We start from the raw sequence: 15,865 nt of genomic DNA, 5'->3' as shown, positions 1-15,865 counted from the left end.
CCGCGCGGCGCTCACGCACCGTGCCAAACCGTGGTGATGTTGCAGAACTCGCGGATTCCGTGCCCGGACAGCTCACGCCCGTAACCGGACCGCTTGACCCCGCCGAACGGGAGCGCCGGATGGGAGGCGGTCATCCCGTTGACGAACACCCCGCCCGCCTCCAGATCCCGGACGAACCGGTCCACCTCGGCCTCCTGCCGGGTCCACACGTTGGAACTCAGCCCGAAGGGGGAGTCGTTGGCGATGAGGACCGCCTCGTCCAGGTCGGCCGCCCGGTAGAGCGTCGCCACCGGTCCGAAGGCCTCCTCGCGGTGGATGCGCATCTCGCGGTCGATGCCGGCCAGGACGGTCGGCGGGTAGTACCAGCCGGGCCGGTCCGGGCGTTCACCACCGCACAGCACCGTGGCGCCGCTGCGCCGGGCGTCGTCCACCAGCTCCTCCAGGTCGGCGCGGCCCTGCTCGCTGGCGAGGGGACCGACGTCCGTCTCCTCCTCCAGCGGGTCGCCGACCCGCAGTGCCCGCATGCCCTCGGTGAAGCGTTCGGCGAAGCGGTCGTACACGTCCGCGTGGACGATGAACCGCTTGGCGGCGATGCACGACTGCCCGTTGTTCTGCACCCTCGCGGTCACCGCCACCTCGGCGGCCCGGTCGACGTCCGCGGACGGCATGACGACGAAGGGATCGCTGCCGCCCAGCTCCAGCACCGTCTTCTTGACCATCTCGCCTGCGGTGGAGGCGACCGCGCGGCCCGCGGGCTCGCTGCCGGTCAGGGTGGCCGCCCTGATCCGCTCGTCCCGCAGGATCTCGTCGACCGCGGCGGAGCCGATCAGCAGGGTCTGGAAGCAGCCCTCGGTGAAGCCGGCCCGGTGGAAGAGGTCCTCCAGGTAGAGGGCGGTCTGCGGGACGTTCGAGGCGTGCTTGAGCAGGCCGACGTTGCCCGCCATCAGCGCGGGCGCGGCGAAGCGGACGACCTGCCACAGCGGGAAGTTCCACGGCATCACCGCGAGCACCGGGCCCAGCGGGCGGTACCGCACCAGGGCGTGGGAGGCGCCGGAGTCCCGCACGTCGGACTCGGCCGGCCGCTCGTCGGCGAGGAGCCCCGCCGCGTGCTCGGCGTACCAGCGCATGGCCTTCGCGCACTTGGCGGCCTCCGCGCGCGCCTGCTTCACCGGCTTGCCCATCTCGGTGGTCATCACACGGGCGATCTCCGCCCGGTCCTCGTCGAGGAGGTCGGCGGCCCGGTTCAGCAGCCGGGCGCGGTCGGCGAACGCCGTCGTGCGGTACGTGCGGAACGTGGCCCCGGCGAGCTGGAGCCGGCGCTCGAGCTCCTCCTCGTCCATGGCCTGGTACGTCTTGAGCGTCTCGCCGTTCGCCGGGTTCACCGTCGCGATGGGCATGACCGACCTCCCTCGGTGCTGGATGTGCTTCGACCTTCGCGCGTCCCGGAGGGCCCCGCAACGCGTGCGCGTCCGCTCAGCCCGAGTGCTCCGTCAGCCGGTCGAGAAACGCGGCCTGTGCCTTCACGATCACCTCGCGGGCCCGGTCCAGGCCGTACCAGGCGACCCGGTCCAGCTCGGGGAACTCCCGCATCCGCCCGGAGCGCGGCGGCCACTCCATGACGAAGGTGCCGGGTTCGACCGCGGCCGGGTCGAGGTCCGCCTCGATCGCCCAGGCCGTCACAATCTTGCCGTTCGTCTGCCGGACCTCCCCGAGCGGCAACGCCTCGCCGTCCGGCGGCGCCACCCCCAGTTCCTCCCGGAACTCGCGGCGGGCGGCCTCCCAGGCCGGCTCGCCCGGCTCGTACTCGCCTTTCACGACGGTCCAGGCACCGGCGTCCTTCTTCGCGAACCAGGGGCCGCCCATGTGTCCCAGCAGCACCTGCGGTCCGTCCCCGGTGCGCCGGAACAGCAGCAGACCGGCGCTGCGCCGCGCCGTCACGGCCGTACCCGCGGGTGCGCCGCCAGCAGGGTCTCCACCGTGTCCGCCTGCTCCGGGCGCTTGTCCTCGCGGTAGCGGACCACGCGGGCGAAGCGCAGGGTGACGCCGGCCGGGTAGCGGCTGGAGCGCTGGATGCCGTCGTACGCGATCTCGACGACGAGTTCGGGGCGTACGGTCACCACCTGGCCGTCGTCCTCGACGGCCAGGTTCCGCAGGCGGTCGGTCTGCCAGGTGAGCAGGGCGTCGGTCAGGCCCTTGAAGGTCTTGCCGAGCATCGCGAAGCCGCCGTCGGCGGTGCGGGCGCCGAGGTGGAGGTTGGAGAGCCTGCCGGTGCGCCGGCCGTGGCCCCACTCGGCGGCCAGCACCACCAGGTCGAGCGTGTGCACGGGCTTGACCTTCAGCCAGGACGCGCCGCGCCGGCCCGCGCCGTAGGGCGCGTCGAGGGACTTCACCACCACGCCCTCGTGGCCCCGGGCCAGCGTCTCCTCGAGGAAGTCCTCGGCCGCCCGCAGGTCCGCCTCGCCCGCCAGGACGGTCCGGCGCACCCGCATCGGCTCGGGCACCAGCCGGGCCAGCTCCGCGTGCCGCTCGAAGAAGGGCAGGTCGAGGAGGTCCCTGCCGTCGACCGACAGCGCGTCGAAGAAGACGGGGGAGACCGGGACCGCCGCGGCGGCCGTGGCCACGTCCACCCGGGAGCCGACGCGGCCCGCCGTCTCCTGGAAGGAGCGGGGCCGGCCGGTCTCGTCGAGGGCGATGACCTCACCGTCCAGGACGAACCGCTCACCGTGCAGCTCCAGCGCCGCGGCGGTGAGTTCGGGCAGCCGGTCGGTGATGTCGTCGAGGGTGCGGGTGTGCACCCGTACGGTGTCGCCGTCCCGGTGGACCTGGACACGGATGCCGTCCAGCTTCTCCTCCACCGCGCAGGCGCCCAGCCTGCCGACCGCCTCGGCCACGGAGGACGCGGTGTGCGCGAGCATCGGCAGCACCGGGCGGCCGACGGTGAGCCGGAACCGTTCCAGCGCCGCCGGCCCGTCCGTGAGCAGGGCGCGGGCCACCGTCCGGAGCGAACCTGCCAGCATCACCGCCCGCCGCACGTCCGCCGGGGGAGCGCCGGTCGCCTCCGCGAGTCCCTCCACCGCCACCGCGTCCAGGGCGCCCTGCCGGACCTCGCCGCTGATCAGGGCGATCAGGAAACGCTGCTCGTCCTCCGTGGCAGCGCCCATCAACTCCCCGACCAGCCGGACCCGTTCGGCCTGCGAGCCGGGGCCCGACACCTGGCCCAGGCCGGTGAGCCGGGCGTCCACCTCACGCACGGTCAGCGTCGGCGCGGCGGCCGGGGGCACCGGGCGGCCCAGCACCTTCCGGCCGACGCCGAGCCGCCCCTGGGGGAGCCGTCCGGCCAGATACGGGATCACCACCGGCACGTCCTTTGCCTCCGCCTCCCGGAACAGGGCGGCGAGCAGAGCGATCTTGCGGGAGCGCGCCGAGGCGGCGGCGACCTCCCGGGACACGTCGGCGAGCCGGATCAGCAGCATGCAGCCATGGTGCAACGCCGATGTGGCGACTACACCCGGACGGCGGCGTCGAGATCGCCCATCAGCAGCTCCCCGTTGATCGCGGCGCCCGCCCGGTAGCCGCGGCTCGCCGCGTTGACGACCTGCTCGGCGAAGCCGGAGGCGTTGCCCGCCGCCCACAGGCCCGGCACGGTGGTCAGGCCCCGGCCGTCGACCACGGGGTAGCGGCCGAACGGCGTCTCGGTCATCTCGGCGCCGAGCCGGGCCAGCAGGCCGGTCCGCGGGACCGCCCTGGGGGCGACGAACAGCGCCTCGCGGGCGTGCACGGTCCCTGCCCCGGTGACGTCGTCCCCGGCCAGGCGGACCCCGGTGAGCCGGTCGTCCTCGACGACCAGCCCGGCCACCTCGCCGGGGACGACGTCCACACCGGCCGCGGCGAGCCGCCGCAGGTCCTCGTCGGACAGTTCCGCCTCGCCGACGGTGTGCAGGAACAGCTTCACGTCCTTCGACCACTGGGTCACGATCAGCGCCTGGTGCACGCTCATCGGGCTGGTGGCGAGCACGCCGAAGGCCTGGTCGCGGACCTCCCAGCCGTGGCAGTACGGGCAGTGCAGCACGTCCCGCCCGAACCGCCCGGCGAGGCCCTCGACCGACGGCAGCTCGTCCTTCAGGCCGGTGGCGACGACGAGCTGCCGGGCCCGTACGGTCCGTCCGCCCGCCAGCGTCACGGCGAAGTCCCCCTCCCGCGTGGCGTCCACCGCCCGGTCCCGGACCAGCTCCACGCCGTACCGGGCGATCTCCTCGCGTCCGATCGCCAGGAACTCGGCCGGGGACATCCCGTCCCGCGACAGGTAGCCCTGCATGTGCGCGGCGGGCGCGTTGCGCGGCTCGCCCGCGTCCACGACCAGGGTGCGGCGCCGGGCCCGGCCCAGGACCAGGGCGGCGGACAGCCCCGCCGCGCCGCCGCCGATGACGACCACTTCGTAGGCGTCGGTGCTTCCCGGGGTGTTCCCGGGGCTCGCGGTGTGCCCGGTGTGCTCGGTGTGCCCGGTGTTCGTGATGTGCTCGGTCATGTGTGACCACCTCCACTGCCGACCGTCGCGCCACTGCTGCCGTATTGACAAACAAGTTTGCCGAAACTGCAATGGCCTCATGAGCGACGACAGAGATGACGGCAGGGACGGCGGCAGAGACGGCGACAGGGACGGCGGCGGCGCCGGGGCGGGTGGCGAGGGCGTCGACGCGGTGCTCGCCGAGGTCGGGCCGCGGCTGCGGCGGATCCGCAAGGAGCGGGGCGCGACGCTGGCGGGGCTGTCCGAGGCGACGGGCATCTCGGTGAGCACGCTGTCCCGGCTGGAGTCGGGGCTGCGCAAACCCAGCCTGGAACTGCTGCTGCCGATCGCGCGGGCCCACGAGGTGGCGCTGGACGAACTGGTCGGCGCCCCGGCGGTGCGTGACCCGCGGGTGCGGGCGCAGCCGATCGTCCGCTACGGCCGCACCCACTGGCCGCTGACCCGTCAGCCCGGCGGCCTCCAGGCGTTCAAGGTGCTGGAACCGCAGCGCAGGCTCGACCCGGACCCCCGTACGCACGAGGGGTACGAGTGGCTGTACGTGCTGTCCGGGCGGCTGCGGCTGGTGCTGGGCGAGCACGACGTGGTGCTGTCGGCGGGGGAGGCCGCCGAGTTCGACACGCGCGTGCCGCACTGGTTCGGGTCGACGGGGGAGGGGCCGGTGGAGTTCCTCAGCCTCTTCGGGCCGCAGGGGGAGCGGATGCACGTACGGGCGCGGGCCAAGGGAGCGTGACGCCAGGAGGCCCCCCGCGCGCGGCGCCTCCCGCGCGCTGTCGCCCGCCAGCTGTTCCCTGATCGGCAAGCGACCGCTTAGTATGCGATCGAACCCGGTCAGACGACGCAGTCCCGTGGAGGCTCCGCATGCAGGCATGGCAGGTGCACGAGAACGGCGAGCCGAGCGAGGTGATGCGGCTCGCGGACATCGAGCGGCCCACGCCCGGCGACGGCCAGGTCCTGCTCAGGGTGCGCGCCGCGAACATCAACTTCCCCGACGTGCTGATGGCCCGCGGCCACTACCAGGTCAGGCCGCCGCTGCCGTTCACCCCGGGCGTGGAGATCTGCGGCGAGACCGAGGACGGCCGCCGCGTCCTCGCCAACCCCGCGCCGCCGCACGGCGGCTTCGCCGAGTACGCCGTCGCGGACGCCGCCGCCCTGCTGCCCGCGCCGGACTCGCTGGACGACGCGGAGGCCGCCGCGCTGCACATCGGCTACCAGACCGGCTGGTTCGGCCTGCACCGCCGGGCCGGCCTCCAGGCCGGTGAGACGCTCCTCGTGCACGCCGCGGCGGGCGGGGTCGGCAGCGCGGCCGTACAGCTCGGCAAGGCGGCCGGCGCCACCGTCATCGGGGTCGTCGGCGGACCCGACAAGGCGGCCGTCGCCCGCGAGCTGGGCTGCGACGTGGTGATCGACCGGCGCGCCGAGGACGTGATCGCCGCCGTCAAGGAGGCCACCGGCGGCCGGGGCGCCGACGTCGTCTACGACCCGGTCGGCGGCGAGGCCTACGCCCAGTCCGCCAAGGTCGTCGCCTTCGAGGGCCGGATCGTGGTCGTGGGCTTCGCGAGCGGGACGATTCCCGGCCCCTCGCTCAACCACGCGCTGGTGAAGAACTACGCGATCCTCGGCCTGCACTGGGGCCTGTACAACACCAAGAACCCGAAGCTGGTCCAGCACTGCCACGAGCAGCTCACCGACCTGGCCGCCCGTGGCGCGATCAAGCCGCTGGTGAGCGAGCGCGTGCCGCTGGAGGAGGCCGCCGCCGCCGTCCAGCGGGTCGCCGACGGTGTCACCACCGGCCGGGTCGCCGTCGTCCCGCAGAACGGAGCCGCCGTATGACCGACGCAGCCGAACTCAGGCGCCGCACAGCCGAACTGCTGGCCGCGCACCCCCCGGCCGGCACCGACCGGCTCGACTTCCTCAAGGCCCGCTTCGACGCCGGTCTCGCCTGGGTGCACTACCCCGAGGGACTCGGCGGACTCGGTGCCCCGCGCTCCCTCCAGGCCGTCGTGGACGCCGAACTGGAGGCCGCGGGCGCCCCCGACAACGACCCGCGGCGCATCGGCATCGGCCTCGGCATGGCCGCGCCGACGATCCTCCAGTACGGCACCGAGGAGCAGAAGCGGCGCTTCCTGCGGCCCCTGTGGACCGGCGAGGAGGTCTGGTGCCAGCTGTTCAGCGAGCCCGGCGCCGGCTCCGACCTGGCCGCCCTCGGTACCCGGGCCGTCCGCGAGAGCGGGGGAGACTGGGTCGTCGACGGGCAGAAGGTGTGGACGTCCAGCGCCCATGTCGCCCGCTGGGCCATCCTCATCGCCCGCACCGACCCGGACGTGCCCAAGCACCGCGGCATCACGTACTTCGTGTGCGACATGACCGACCCCGGCGTCGAGGTCCGGCCGCTGCGGCAGATCACCGGCGAGGCCGAGTTCAACGAGGTCTTCCTCACCGGCGTCCGCATCCCCGACGCCCACCGCCTCGGCGAGGTCGGCGACGGCTGGCGGGTCGCGCAGACCACGCTGAACAACGAGCGGGTCGCGATCGGCGGCATGCGGCTGCCCCGCGAGGGCGGCATGATCGGGCCCGCCGCCAGGACCTGGCGCGAGCGCCCCGAACTGCGCACCCACGACCTGCACCAGCGGCTGCTGAAGCTGTGGGTGGAGGCCGAGGTCTCCCGGCTCACCGCCGAGCGGCTGCGCCAGCAGCTCGTCGCCGGCCAGCCCGGCCCCGAGGGCGCCGGGATGAAGCTCGCCTTCGCCCGCCTCAACCAGGAGATCAGCGGCCTGGAGGTGGAACTCCTCGGTGAAGAGGGCCTGTTGTACGACGACTGGACCATGCGCCGGCCCGAACACGTCGACTTCACCGGCCGCGGGGCGGGCTACCGCTACCTCCGCTCCAAGGGCAACAGCATCGAGGGCGGGACCACCGAGGTCCTGCTGAACATCGTCGCCGAGCGCGTCCTGGGCCTGCCCACCGAGCCGCGCACCGACAAGGACGTCGCCTGGAAGGACCTCGCACGATGACGGATCTGCTCTACACCGAGGAGGAGGAGGCGCTGCGCGCCGCGGTCCGCGATCTGCTCGGCGACCACTGCGACGCGGCCGGCGTGATCGCCCGCACCGAGTCGGACGCCCCGCACGACCTCCGGCTGTGGAAGGCGCTCGCCGGCACGATGGGTCTCGCGGGGCTGCTGGTGCCCGAGGAACTGGGCGGCCAGGGCGCCACCCACCGGGAGGCCGCCGTCGTCCTGGAGGAACTGGGGCGCGCCGTCGCCCCCGTCCCGTACCTCACGAGCGCGGTCGTCGCCACCGAGGCGCTGCTCGCCTTCCCCCACTCCCGGCTTCGCCCGAGCGGGGGCACCCCCGTCACCGCCGACCTGCTCGGCCGGCTGTCGCAGGCCACCACGGTCGCGGTGCTCGCCGTCGGGCTGCACACCGCACCGGGCGCCGCCTTCCCGGCCGTACGGCTGGAGAACGGCGCCCTGCACGGGGAGTTGACGGGCATCGCCGACGCCGCCTGTGCCGACCTGCTGCTCGTCCCCGCGGACGACGGCGGGCTGTACGCGGTCGACGCCGCCGCCGTCACCGTCACCCCCCAGGTGTCCCTCGACCTGACCCGCCCGCTCGCCACGGTCACCCTCGCCGGGGCCTCCGGCCGTCGGCTCGGGGACGCCGCCCCCGCCGTGCGGCGGGCCCTGCGCGCCGGTGCCGGGCTGCTGGCGTCCGAGCAGCTCGGGGTCGCCGATTGGGCGCTGAGCGAGACGGTGCGCCACCTCAAGGACCGCAGGCAGTTCAACCGGCCCGTCGGCGGCTTCCAGGCGCTCAAGCACCGGCTCGCCCAGCTGTGGCTGGAGGTCGTCAATCTGCGGGCCGCGGCCCGGGGCGCGGCGGACGCCCTGGCGACCGGCGAGGACGCCGAGGTGGCCGTCGCCGTGGCGCAGGCGTACGCGGCGTCCGTCGCCGTCCGTGCCGCCGAGGAGGCGGTCCAGTTGCACGGCGGCATCGGGATGACGTGGGAACACCCGGCCCATCTCCGCCTGAAGCGCGCGAAGGCCGACTCGATCGCCTACGGCACGGCGGGCGCCCACCGCGCCGCCCTGGCCGAACTCGTCGACCTGCCCACCCCCTGACGGTCCCTCGGTGAAGCCCGCCCCACCCGGGGCGGGCTTCTTCGTGCGCTCGTGCGGAAGGGGTGAACACCCGACGGCGGTCCGGCCAACTCCTGCCAGGTGCAGGTTCATTGCGGCCCGGCCGGGCCCATACTCCCTGTGGTCCGGACCGTCCCACAGGGAGGCAGAGCATGGCCCTCATCACCCGCCGCGGAGCCCTCACCACGTTCGGCGCCGCCCTCACGGCAGTGCTGGCGCCGCCCGCCGGCAGCGCCTTCGCCGCCGAACAGCGGCACCGGCCAAGCCCGTTGTGGCACGCCCACGCGCACAACGACTACGAGCACCCACGGCCCCTGCTCGACGCCCTCGACCACCGCTTCGGCAGCGTCGAGGCCGACGTCTTCCTCGTCGACGGCCAACTGCTCGTCGCCCACGACCCGGTGGACCTCGACCCGGGCCGCACGCTCGAATCCCTCTACCTCGCCCCGCTCGCCGCCCGCGTGGAGGCCAACCACGGCTCTGTCCACCGCGGCTCGCGCACCCCCCTGCAACTGCTCGTCGACATCAAGACCGAGGGCGCGTCGGCATACCTCGAACTCGACCGCCGACTGCGCCGTTACGGAAAGCTGTTCACCACCTACGACCACGGCCGGGTGCGGCGCGGCCCGGTCACCGCCGTCGTCTCGGGCGACCGCGCGGCCCGGGCACCGATGGCGGCACAGACGGTGCGCCGCGCCTTCTACGACGGCCGCCTCGCCGACCTGGGCGGCACCGACGCCTCCTTCGCCTCCCTGATCAGCGACAACTGGACGCTCCACTTCACCTGGCTCGGTGTCGGCGCCTTCCCCGACGCGGAGCGGCGCAAGCTGCGCGCCCTCGTCCGGGCCGCGCACGACCGCGGGCAGAAGGTGCGCTTCTGGGCGACGCCGGACCTGGCGGGACCCGCACGGCAGGCGCTGTGGGGCGAACTGCTCGACGCCGGCGTCGACTACCTGAACACCGACGACCTGGCCGGCCTGGAAGCCTTCCTCGACGCCCGCGGGAAGGCGTGACCCCGCACGGCTGGCCGGCCGGTCGCCCGGCCGCCCCGTGAACCACTCGTTCGGCGGACAGGTCAGCCGCACGGACGAACCCTCCGCTACGCCACACTTGCGGCCGAATGCCGCGAAAGCGGACGTAGTGGAGGAGGTCGGTGTGGTCGTTTCCCTTTCCGTGGTGGTGTTGTTGCTGATCCTGGCGGTGATCTTCCTGCGCAACGGCGGACTGAAGGTCTCGCACGGGCTGGTCTGCCTGCTGCTCGGCTTCTTCCTGGCCGGCACCAGCATGGCCCCCACCATCCACAGCGGCCTCACGGCGACCGCCGACATCATCGGCGGCATCCGGCCGTGAGGGCATGTGCGCGCACCGGCCGAACCGGCCCTCACGCGGGCCGGTTCACCGGGTGAACACCCCGATGCCGTTCGGCACGGGACGCTCCGCCCCGGCCGAGGGGTGGTTGCGCACCGACACCTTGGCCGCCCCCGGCTCCCGCGCCACCAGGGTCGAGGAACCGCCGCCGTCCAGGCTGAAACCCTCGGTCGCCCCGAGGCTCCTGAGGGCGGCCGCCACCTCGGCGATCGTCAGGCCCCCGCGGTACGCCGGCGCACCGTCGACCGCGAACAGCAGCACCCGCCGCCCGCCGTCCGCGATGCCCACCGCGGTGCGGACCGCCGAGGTCCGCGTGTCCAGGCCCGCCGACGGCCGCCCGCCGGTGAGCACCGGGTAACCGCCGAGGGCGAAGCGGTAGGCGCGCCGCGAGGCGGCCGCGAGACCGTACCGCACCGCCACCCGCTGTCCCGCGACCAGCGTCCTGAGACGCTCCGCGCCCGTCTCCCGGCCGACGAGCACCGTCGTGCCCGCCGCGATGGCGCCGCCGCCCGGCGTGGCCGAGGCGGACACCACCCGGCCCTGCCGCACCGTCACCTCGTAGGTGTCGGTGCCGCACGGCGCGGCCCGGTCGGTGTCGGTGCCGCAGGCGGCCCGCACCCGGGAGGCGCTGCCCCAGTCGGAGGTGTAGGCGCCGATGGAGTCCTCCGGCAGCGCGTACTGGTTGAGGCCGCCCAGCGGCCACCGCCGGCCGGGCGCGACGAGCGTGCCGTCGAGCGTCAGGCGGTCCAGCCGGGCCCGTCCGTCGCCGCTCACGCCGAGCACGTCGTCGGTGTCCGTGCCGGGCGGCAGCGCGGGGCCGAACCGCTGTCCCCTCGGCACGGCGGCCTTGAGCACCCTGCCGTTCGCGACGGCGGGGCCCACGCTCGCGCCGGTCGCGGCGACGCCCGGATGCTGCGTCTCGGTGATGTGGAAGAAGTCCCCGTTGATGCCGGCGACGGCCTTCTGGGCGGTGGCCTGCCGGGAGACGGTGGCGCGGGCCGCGACCTTCCCCGGGTGCAGCAGGCCCAGGCTCACACGGGTGTCGGTCAGGTCGACGCCGAGCACGTGCACGTGCGTCACGCCGGCTGCCGCCTCGAGGTCGTACTGCCGGTACACCACGCCGGCCGCGATGGTGGTCCCCGTCGCCGCGCCGGCCGGTGCCGCCCCCGTCAGTGCGGCACCGGCCAGCGTGCCGAGTGCCGTCAGGAGCGTCAGCGCGGTTCTGCGCGCGCGGGACCCGTTCTGACTGGATGTCACCCGACCTCCTGCCTCGTGTGGGCGGCAACCTTCTCATGAGGACGGGGTGTTGCCGCGGCAGCACGGACGTGAACGGCTCGGACGGGTGACACGAGGAGCGGGTCCGGGCGCCGTCCCCCTGCCCGGGCGCGGGTGGTGCGGGCGTTCCGTGCCGCACGCCGTCGTCACCTCTGCGATGCGGCGCGGCCCGGTCCCGGGGCGATGTCCGGGGTGACGGCCCCGAGGGGGAGTGGTGGGCTTCAGCCGGCCCGTTCCACGGGCGCCGGCGCCGCGTAACAGCGCAGGGGAACCACCTGGTCAGGGCCCCACCTCTGGTCCACGCGGCCGAGGTCCCGCCAGCCGAGCCGGGCGTAGAAGGCCGCCGCCGGGTCGGTGGCCACCACGTCGAGCACGGGGTGCAGGCCGCGGGAGCGCGCCTCCCCGACGGCCCGTTCCATCAGGGCCGCTCCCGCGCCGAGTCCGCGCGCCTCGGGCGCCACGAACAGCCGGTTCACACCGACCGCCGGCACCCCGTTCCCGTGCGCCGCCCACAACGCCGTTGCCGGATCGCCGTCGTCGCCCCGGCACAGCGCGATGTGCCCGACGGTCCGTCCGTCGTGCTCGGCCACCCAGGCGGCCAGGAGCGTGGCGGGGGTGAGCCAGGCGGCGGGCTCGGCGGGCCAGTTGACCGGGTACCGGCTGTGCGCGTGCACCAGTGCCAGCGCGCTCACGCAGTCGTCCAGGTCGGCCGGCGTCCGGGGCCGGACGGAGAGGGCCGGGGTTTCGACGGGGTCGGGGATCACCGCCGTATGCAAGCACGTCGACACGTCACGGGGCACGTGATCACGGGTGACGGGGGGGGGGCGGGCCGCTGCTGACGTCTCGTCATGTCATCCGCTCGTCAGCTCATCCGCGCGCGGAGGTACGCCTCCGGTTCGGCTGCCCCGGCCGCCATGGCCCGGCCGCGCGCGGACAGCCGGGCGCGCCAGTCGGCCGGCGGCCTCCAGCGGCTCGAGTCCGCCGGCCGACCGCACCTGGGCGATCAGCGGGGCGATCCGCTCCAGCGGGTAGCCACCGCGGCGGAGCTGGTGGGCCAGCCGCGCGTCGCGCACGTCGGCCTCGTCGCAGACGCGGTACCCGGTCCGCGGGTCGCGGCGGGGGCTCACCGGTCCCGCGCGCTCCCACTTGCGGAGGGTGGCGGAACGGATGCCGAGCCGGCCCGCCGGCGGCCCGATGAACGTGCCGCCGGCGCCGGACGGCCCGGACGGCGGGGTGCCGGGATCCAGGTCGCGGAGGGCTTTCTCCACGGCGCCGAGCGTCCGCCGGTCCTCGAGGAGCTCGGCGTGGCTCTCGTCGACGAGGCGGAACGCCTCGTCGGCCGCGCCCTGGTTCACCGCCCGCATGATCGACGCCGCCGTCCGGTGGCCGTGGCCGGGCACCAGGGCAAGGAACGCGCTCAACGCCCGCGCGTGGAGCGGCGTGTAGGTGCGGTGGCCGCCGGAGGAGCGGGACCGCGCCCGCCTGTGCGGCCGTACGGCGACCGGCCTGTTGCGCTACCACTTCTGGATGGCCGACACCTCGCCGGCCCGCATGACCCGGATGGTGGGCGTGCGGGACCTGATGATGGCCGACAACCTCCTCGCCCTCGCCGAACGGGGCCCGGTGCTGGTCCACGCCCACAACGGCCACCTCCAGCGGGAGAGCAGCACCATGCGCATGGACGGGCAGCCGCTGGAGTGGTGGAGCGCCGGTGCGCTGGTGGGCGCCCGGCTCGGCGAGGAGTACGCCTCCCTGCCCACGGCCCTCGGCACGATCCGGCACCAGGGGGTGGACACCCCGCCCCCGGACACCGTCGAAGGACTCCTGTACGCCCTCCCGGAGGACCGCTGCCTCGTCGACGCCGCCCGGCTGGTGGCCGCCCTGGCCGGCACGCGGCCCGCGCCTCGCGTGTCCTCCTGGTTCGGCTGCTCCCCCCTCGACCCCGCCCACCTGGCGGACAGCGACGGGATCGTGTTCGTCAAGGACGTCCCGCGCCGCTGGTGCTGTGACCGGAAAGGTTCACCGGCTCGTGACGCCCGGCACGGTACCTCGCCGCGTTGTCGCATCACCCGAGTGCACCCAGTACGCGGGCAATGCTCCGCCCTGCGATGCACCGCACCGGACGCCGCGAGCTTTCCGGCAAACCTTTCCGGCCACAGCACCAGCCGGAGCCCGCGGCCGGGTTTCAGGAACGCACGAGAGGCGTGTCCACCAGGTGCTCGGCCAGGAACCAGGCCTGGAGTTCGCCGGTGCGGACCACCTGGGAGACCAGGAGGTCGTTGGTGCCGTCGTCGCCCAGTTCGGCGGTGCGGGAGGCCGCGTCGTGGGCGTCGGTCAGAATCGTCTCGTGAGCCGCCAGCAGCCGCGACAGCATCGCGGGGACCTCCTCCACGCCGTCCGGAGGACGGGGGATCGAGGTGATCTCCGCGACGTGCCGGGTGTCGCCCACCGCGACCCCGCCCAGGGTCTGCACCCGTTCGGCGAGGGTGTCGACGAGGGCCAGTTGTTCGTCCGCGTGCTTGTCCAGCAGCAGATGCAGCTGGTAGAAGGTCGCACCGCGCAGCAGCCAGTGGTGCTTCTTGTAGAGGCCGTAGAGGATCTGCGTGTCCGCGAGGATGCGGTTCAGACGCTGGCAGGAATACATCCGCGCGTCGTGGGTCAGACCCAGCGGGAACTGCTTGACGGTCCCGAACTCCTGGATGACCTCCCCCTTCTGGTGCAGCCACGGCTGACTGCTCAGGGGATGCGACTCGGTGCTCATGGGTGCCTCCTGCGGTGCGGTGCCGAACGTACGCGCCGACGTTAGGCGGGCCGGGGACGCGTGAGTTGTCCGTCGGCGCACACACCGGCGTCCCTGAGCGCACCGCGCCGTGCGGTGCGCTCAGCCGCGCGCTGTGGGGCCGCCGTCCGTACCGGCCTCGGTGACCCGCGGCCGGTACGGCGCTCGTGGCCACGAAAGGGAGGGCGCGGGCGTGGAAAGGCGGTGGAACGCGGTCGTCGTCGGTCCGGTCAGCGCACCGGGTGCCCACTCAGGACGGAGACCCGGTTGAAGGCGTTGATGGCGACCGCCACCCAGATCACCGCTGAGATCTGGTCCTCGGTGAGAGCCTCCCGGGCGTCGGCGTGCGCGGCCTCCTGCAGCGCGGTGTCGGCCGGGAAGGTCGTCGCCTCCGCCAGCGCCAGGGCCGCGCGCTCCAGGGGGCTGAACAGTTCGGTGTCCCGCCATGCGGCCAGCACGCCGAGCCGCCGGGTCGACTCCCCGGCGCGCAGGGCGGCCCTGGTGTGCAGGTCGAGGCAGAAGGCGCAGCCGTTGAGCTGCGAGACGCGCAGGTTGACCAGTTCCACGACGGTGCGCTCCAGGCCCGCCTCGGCGGCGGCCGCCCGCACTGCCTCGGCGGTCTGGACGAGTGCGTGGTAGGCCTTGGGGCTCTGCTTGTCGATGAAGATCCGTCGAGTCATAGTTGAATATAGAACATTCTTGAGAGAGGCTGGGACGCCTCGGACGAGAGGTGGCGCACAGTGAGCAAGGTCGAGATCCTCACCCCGCGTGACGTGCCGCTGGGCGGCCCCCGGGCGATGACCGTACGGCGGACGCTGCCGCAGCGTACCCGGTCCCTGATCGGCGCCTGGTGCTTCGCCGACCACTACGGCCCCGACGACGTCGCCGAGTCCGGCGGCATGGACGTCGCCCCGCACCCGCACACCGGTCTCCAGACGGTGAGCTGGCTGTTCAGCGGCGAGATCGAGCACCGCGACAGCCTCGGCAGCCACGCCCTCGTACGCCCCGGCGAACTGAACCTCATGACCGGCGGCCTCGGCATCGCCCACTCCGAGGTCTCCACCCCGCGCACCACACTCCTGCACGGCGTCCAGCTGTGGGTGGCCCTGCCCGGTGAACACCGCGACACCGCGCGCGACTTCCAGCACCACGCCCCGTCCCCGGTCCGCATCGACGGCGCCGTGATCCGCGTCTTCCTGGGCTCCCTCGCAGGCTCCGCCTCACCGGTACGGACGTTTTCACCCCGCTGCTCGGCGCGGAGATCGTCCTGGACCCGGAGGCGGAGATCACCCTGACCGTCGACGCCGCCTTCGAGCACGGTCTGCTGGTCGACTCGGGCGAGGTGCGCTTCGCCGACACGCCCCTGCGCCCGGCGGAACTGGGGTACCTGGAGCCCGGCGCCACCCGGCTGACCCTGAGGAACGACTCCGACGCCCCGGCCCGGACGGTCCTGCTCGGCGGGCCTCCCTTCGAGGAGGAGATCGTCATGTGGTGGAACTTCATCGGCCGGACCCACCAGGACATCGCACGGGCCCGGCAGGACTGGACGGCGGAGCTTCAGGGGCCGGGAGGTTCCCGGTTCGGCGAGGTGCACGGATACGGCGGGGCTCCACTGCCTGCACCAGAGCTGCCGAACGTTCCTTTGAAGCCGCGCGGAGGGCTGCGCTGACCTGCGGAAACATGCGTTCTGAGGCAAGGGGCCCAAGATTGCTGCCGTACCTGCCGCGCCTGCCGTGCGACGTGGGGATCCCATGGCGCAGGCCTTCGGCTCCTGCCTCCCAGG

General features: G+C 74.0%; 14 protein-coding genes and 3 pseudogenes. 8 read left to right on the top strand and 9 right to left on the bottom strand.

Annotated elements, in window-relative coordinates; all coding sequences use genetic code 11:
* Positions 1-11: 11 nt before the first annotated feature.
* The 4 genes from ACIP5W_RS21625 to ACIP5W_RS21610 all read right to left on the bottom strand — a co-directional run bounded on the left by ACIP5W_RS21625 (position 12) and on the right by ACIP5W_RS21610 (position 4,525).
* Positions 12-1,397: an NADP-dependent succinic semialdehyde dehydrogenase gene (locus ACIP5W_RS21625; RefSeq protein WP_401475795.1), complete on the bottom strand. Its 1,386-nt coding sequence runs from the start codon at positions 1,395-1,397 to the stop codon at positions 12-14.
* A gap of 76 nt (positions 1,398-1,473) precedes the next feature.
* Positions 1,474-1,938: an NUDIX domain-containing protein gene (locus ACIP5W_RS21620; RefSeq protein ID WP_401475792.1), complete on the bottom strand. Its 465-nt coding sequence runs from the start codon at positions 1,936-1,938 to the stop codon at positions 1,474-1,476.
* Positions 1,935-3,473 carry an ATP-dependent DNA ligase gene (locus ACIP5W_RS21615; RefSeq protein WP_401475789.1) on the bottom strand — a complete coding sequence of 513 codons (1,539 nt, stop codon included), beginning with the start codon at positions 3,471-3,473 and terminating at the stop codon, positions 1,935-1,937. The genes ACIP5W_RS21620 and ACIP5W_RS21615 overlap by 4 nt, the downstream gene beginning before the upstream one ends.
* 29 nt (positions 3,474-3,502) lie before the next feature.
* Positions 3,503-4,525 (bottom strand): NAD(P)/FAD-dependent oxidoreductase, encoded by a 1,023-nt coding sequence (locus ACIP5W_RS21610; RefSeq protein ID WP_401475786.1) that lies wholly within the window; start codon positions 4,523-4,525, stop codon positions 3,503-3,505.
* 79 nt (positions 4,526-4,604) lie between these two features.
* Here ACIP5W_RS21610 and ACIP5W_RS21605 point away from each other — a divergent pair, with 79 nt between their 5' ends.
* From ACIP5W_RS21605 to ACIP5W_RS21580, 6 genes are all read left to right on the top strand, one after another.
* Positions 4,605-5,255, top strand: coding sequence for a helix-turn-helix domain-containing protein (locus tag ACIP5W_RS21605; RefSeq protein WP_401475783.1), 651 nt, complete (start codon positions 4,605-4,607; stop codon positions 5,253-5,255).
* A gap of 128 nt (positions 5,256-5,383) precedes the next feature.
* The gene (locus tag ACIP5W_RS21600; protein WP_401475780.1) at positions 5,384-6,355 is read left to right on the top strand and encodes an NADPH:quinone oxidoreductase family protein; all 972 of its coding nucleotides are present in this window, start codon (positions 5,384-5,386) and stop codon (positions 6,353-6,355) included.
* Complete coding sequence (locus tag ACIP5W_RS21595; protein ID WP_401475777.1) at positions 6,352-7,536, top strand: acyl-CoA dehydrogenase family protein; 1,185 nt, start codon at positions 6,352-6,354, stop codon at positions 7,534-7,536. Before ACIP5W_RS21600 ends, ACIP5W_RS21595 begins: the two co-directional genes overlap by 4 nt.
* On the top strand, positions 7,533-8,642 hold the full coding sequence (locus ACIP5W_RS21590; RefSeq protein WP_401475774.1) for an acyl-CoA dehydrogenase family protein: 1,110 nt from the start codon (positions 7,533-7,535) through the stop codon (positions 8,640-8,642). The genes ACIP5W_RS21595 and ACIP5W_RS21590 overlap by 4 nt, the downstream gene beginning before the upstream one ends.
* A 170-nt stretch (positions 8,643-8,812) precedes the next feature.
* Positions 8,813-9,673: a phosphatidylinositol-specific phospholipase C/glycerophosphodiester phosphodiesterase family protein gene (locus ACIP5W_RS21585; RefSeq protein WP_401475771.1), complete on the top strand. Its 861-nt coding sequence runs from the start codon at positions 8,813-8,815 to the stop codon at positions 9,671-9,673.
* A gap of 142 nt (positions 9,674-9,815) precedes the next feature.
* Positions 9,816-10,010 carry a hypothetical protein gene (locus ACIP5W_RS21580; RefSeq protein WP_401475768.1) on the top strand — a complete coding sequence of 65 codons (195 nt, stop codon included), beginning with the start codon at positions 9,816-9,818 and terminating at the stop codon, positions 10,008-10,010.
* A gap of 45 nt (positions 10,011-10,055) precedes the next feature.
* Here the strand turns inward: ACIP5W_RS21580 and ACIP5W_RS21575 are convergent, their stop codons facing one another.
* From ACIP5W_RS21575 to ACIP5W_RS21565, 3 genes and pseudogenes are all read right to left on the bottom strand, one after another.
* Positions 10,056-11,285 carry a phosphodiester glycosidase family protein gene (locus tag ACIP5W_RS21575; protein ID WP_401475765.1) on the bottom strand — a complete coding sequence of 410 codons (1,230 nt, stop codon included), beginning with the start codon at positions 11,283-11,285 and terminating at the stop codon, positions 10,056-10,058.
* 239 nt (positions 11,286-11,524) lie between these two features.
* Entirely contained in the window at positions 11,525-12,067 is a 543-nt protein-coding gene (locus ACIP5W_RS21570) for a GNAT family N-acetyltransferase (RefSeq protein WP_401475762.1), read from the bottom strand.
* Positions 12,068-12,165: 98 nt separating this feature from the next.
* Positions 12,166-12,763 (bottom strand): annotated as a pseudogene (locus ACIP5W_RS21565) (MerR family transcriptional regulator); the annotation flags it as partial.
* Here ACIP5W_RS21565 and ACIP5W_RS21560 point away from each other — a divergent pair.
* Positions 12,762-13,298 (top strand): annotated as a pseudogene (locus ACIP5W_RS21560) (erythromycin esterase family protein); the annotation flags it as partial. The pseudogenes ACIP5W_RS21565 and ACIP5W_RS21560 sit on opposite strands and share 2 nt — an antisense overlap.
* 190 nt (positions 13,299-13,488) lie before the next feature.
* Here ACIP5W_RS21560 and ACIP5W_RS21555 read toward each other — a convergent pair.
* Together ACIP5W_RS21555 and ACIP5W_RS21550 are read right to left on the bottom strand one after the other, a co-directional pair.
* The gene (locus ACIP5W_RS21555; RefSeq protein ID WP_401475759.1) at positions 13,489-14,064 is read right to left on the bottom strand and encodes a Dps family protein; all 576 of its coding nucleotides are present in this window, start codon (positions 14,062-14,064) and stop codon (positions 13,489-13,491) included.
* Positions 14,065-14,312: 248 nt separating this feature from the next.
* Positions 14,313-14,762: a carboxymuconolactone decarboxylase family protein gene (locus tag ACIP5W_RS21550; RefSeq protein WP_401475756.1), complete on the bottom strand. Its 450-nt coding sequence runs from the start codon at positions 14,760-14,762 to the stop codon at positions 14,313-14,315.
* A gap of 117 nt (positions 14,763-14,879) precedes the next feature.
* On the opposite strand from ACIP5W_RS21550, the pseudogene ACIP5W_RS21545 reads away from it, so the two are divergent.
* Positions 14,880-15,751 (top strand): annotated as a pseudogene (locus ACIP5W_RS21545) (pirin family protein).
* Positions 15,752-15,865 lie beyond the last annotated feature (114 nt).

The sequence above is a fragment of the Streptomyces sp. NPDC088766 genome (assembly GCF_044750845.1).
GTDB lineage: Bacteria > Actinomycetota > Actinomycetes > Streptomycetales > Streptomycetaceae > Streptomyces.
Note: the sequence above shows the minus strand (reverse complement) of the source record. Positions and strands in the feature narration are given on the sequence as shown.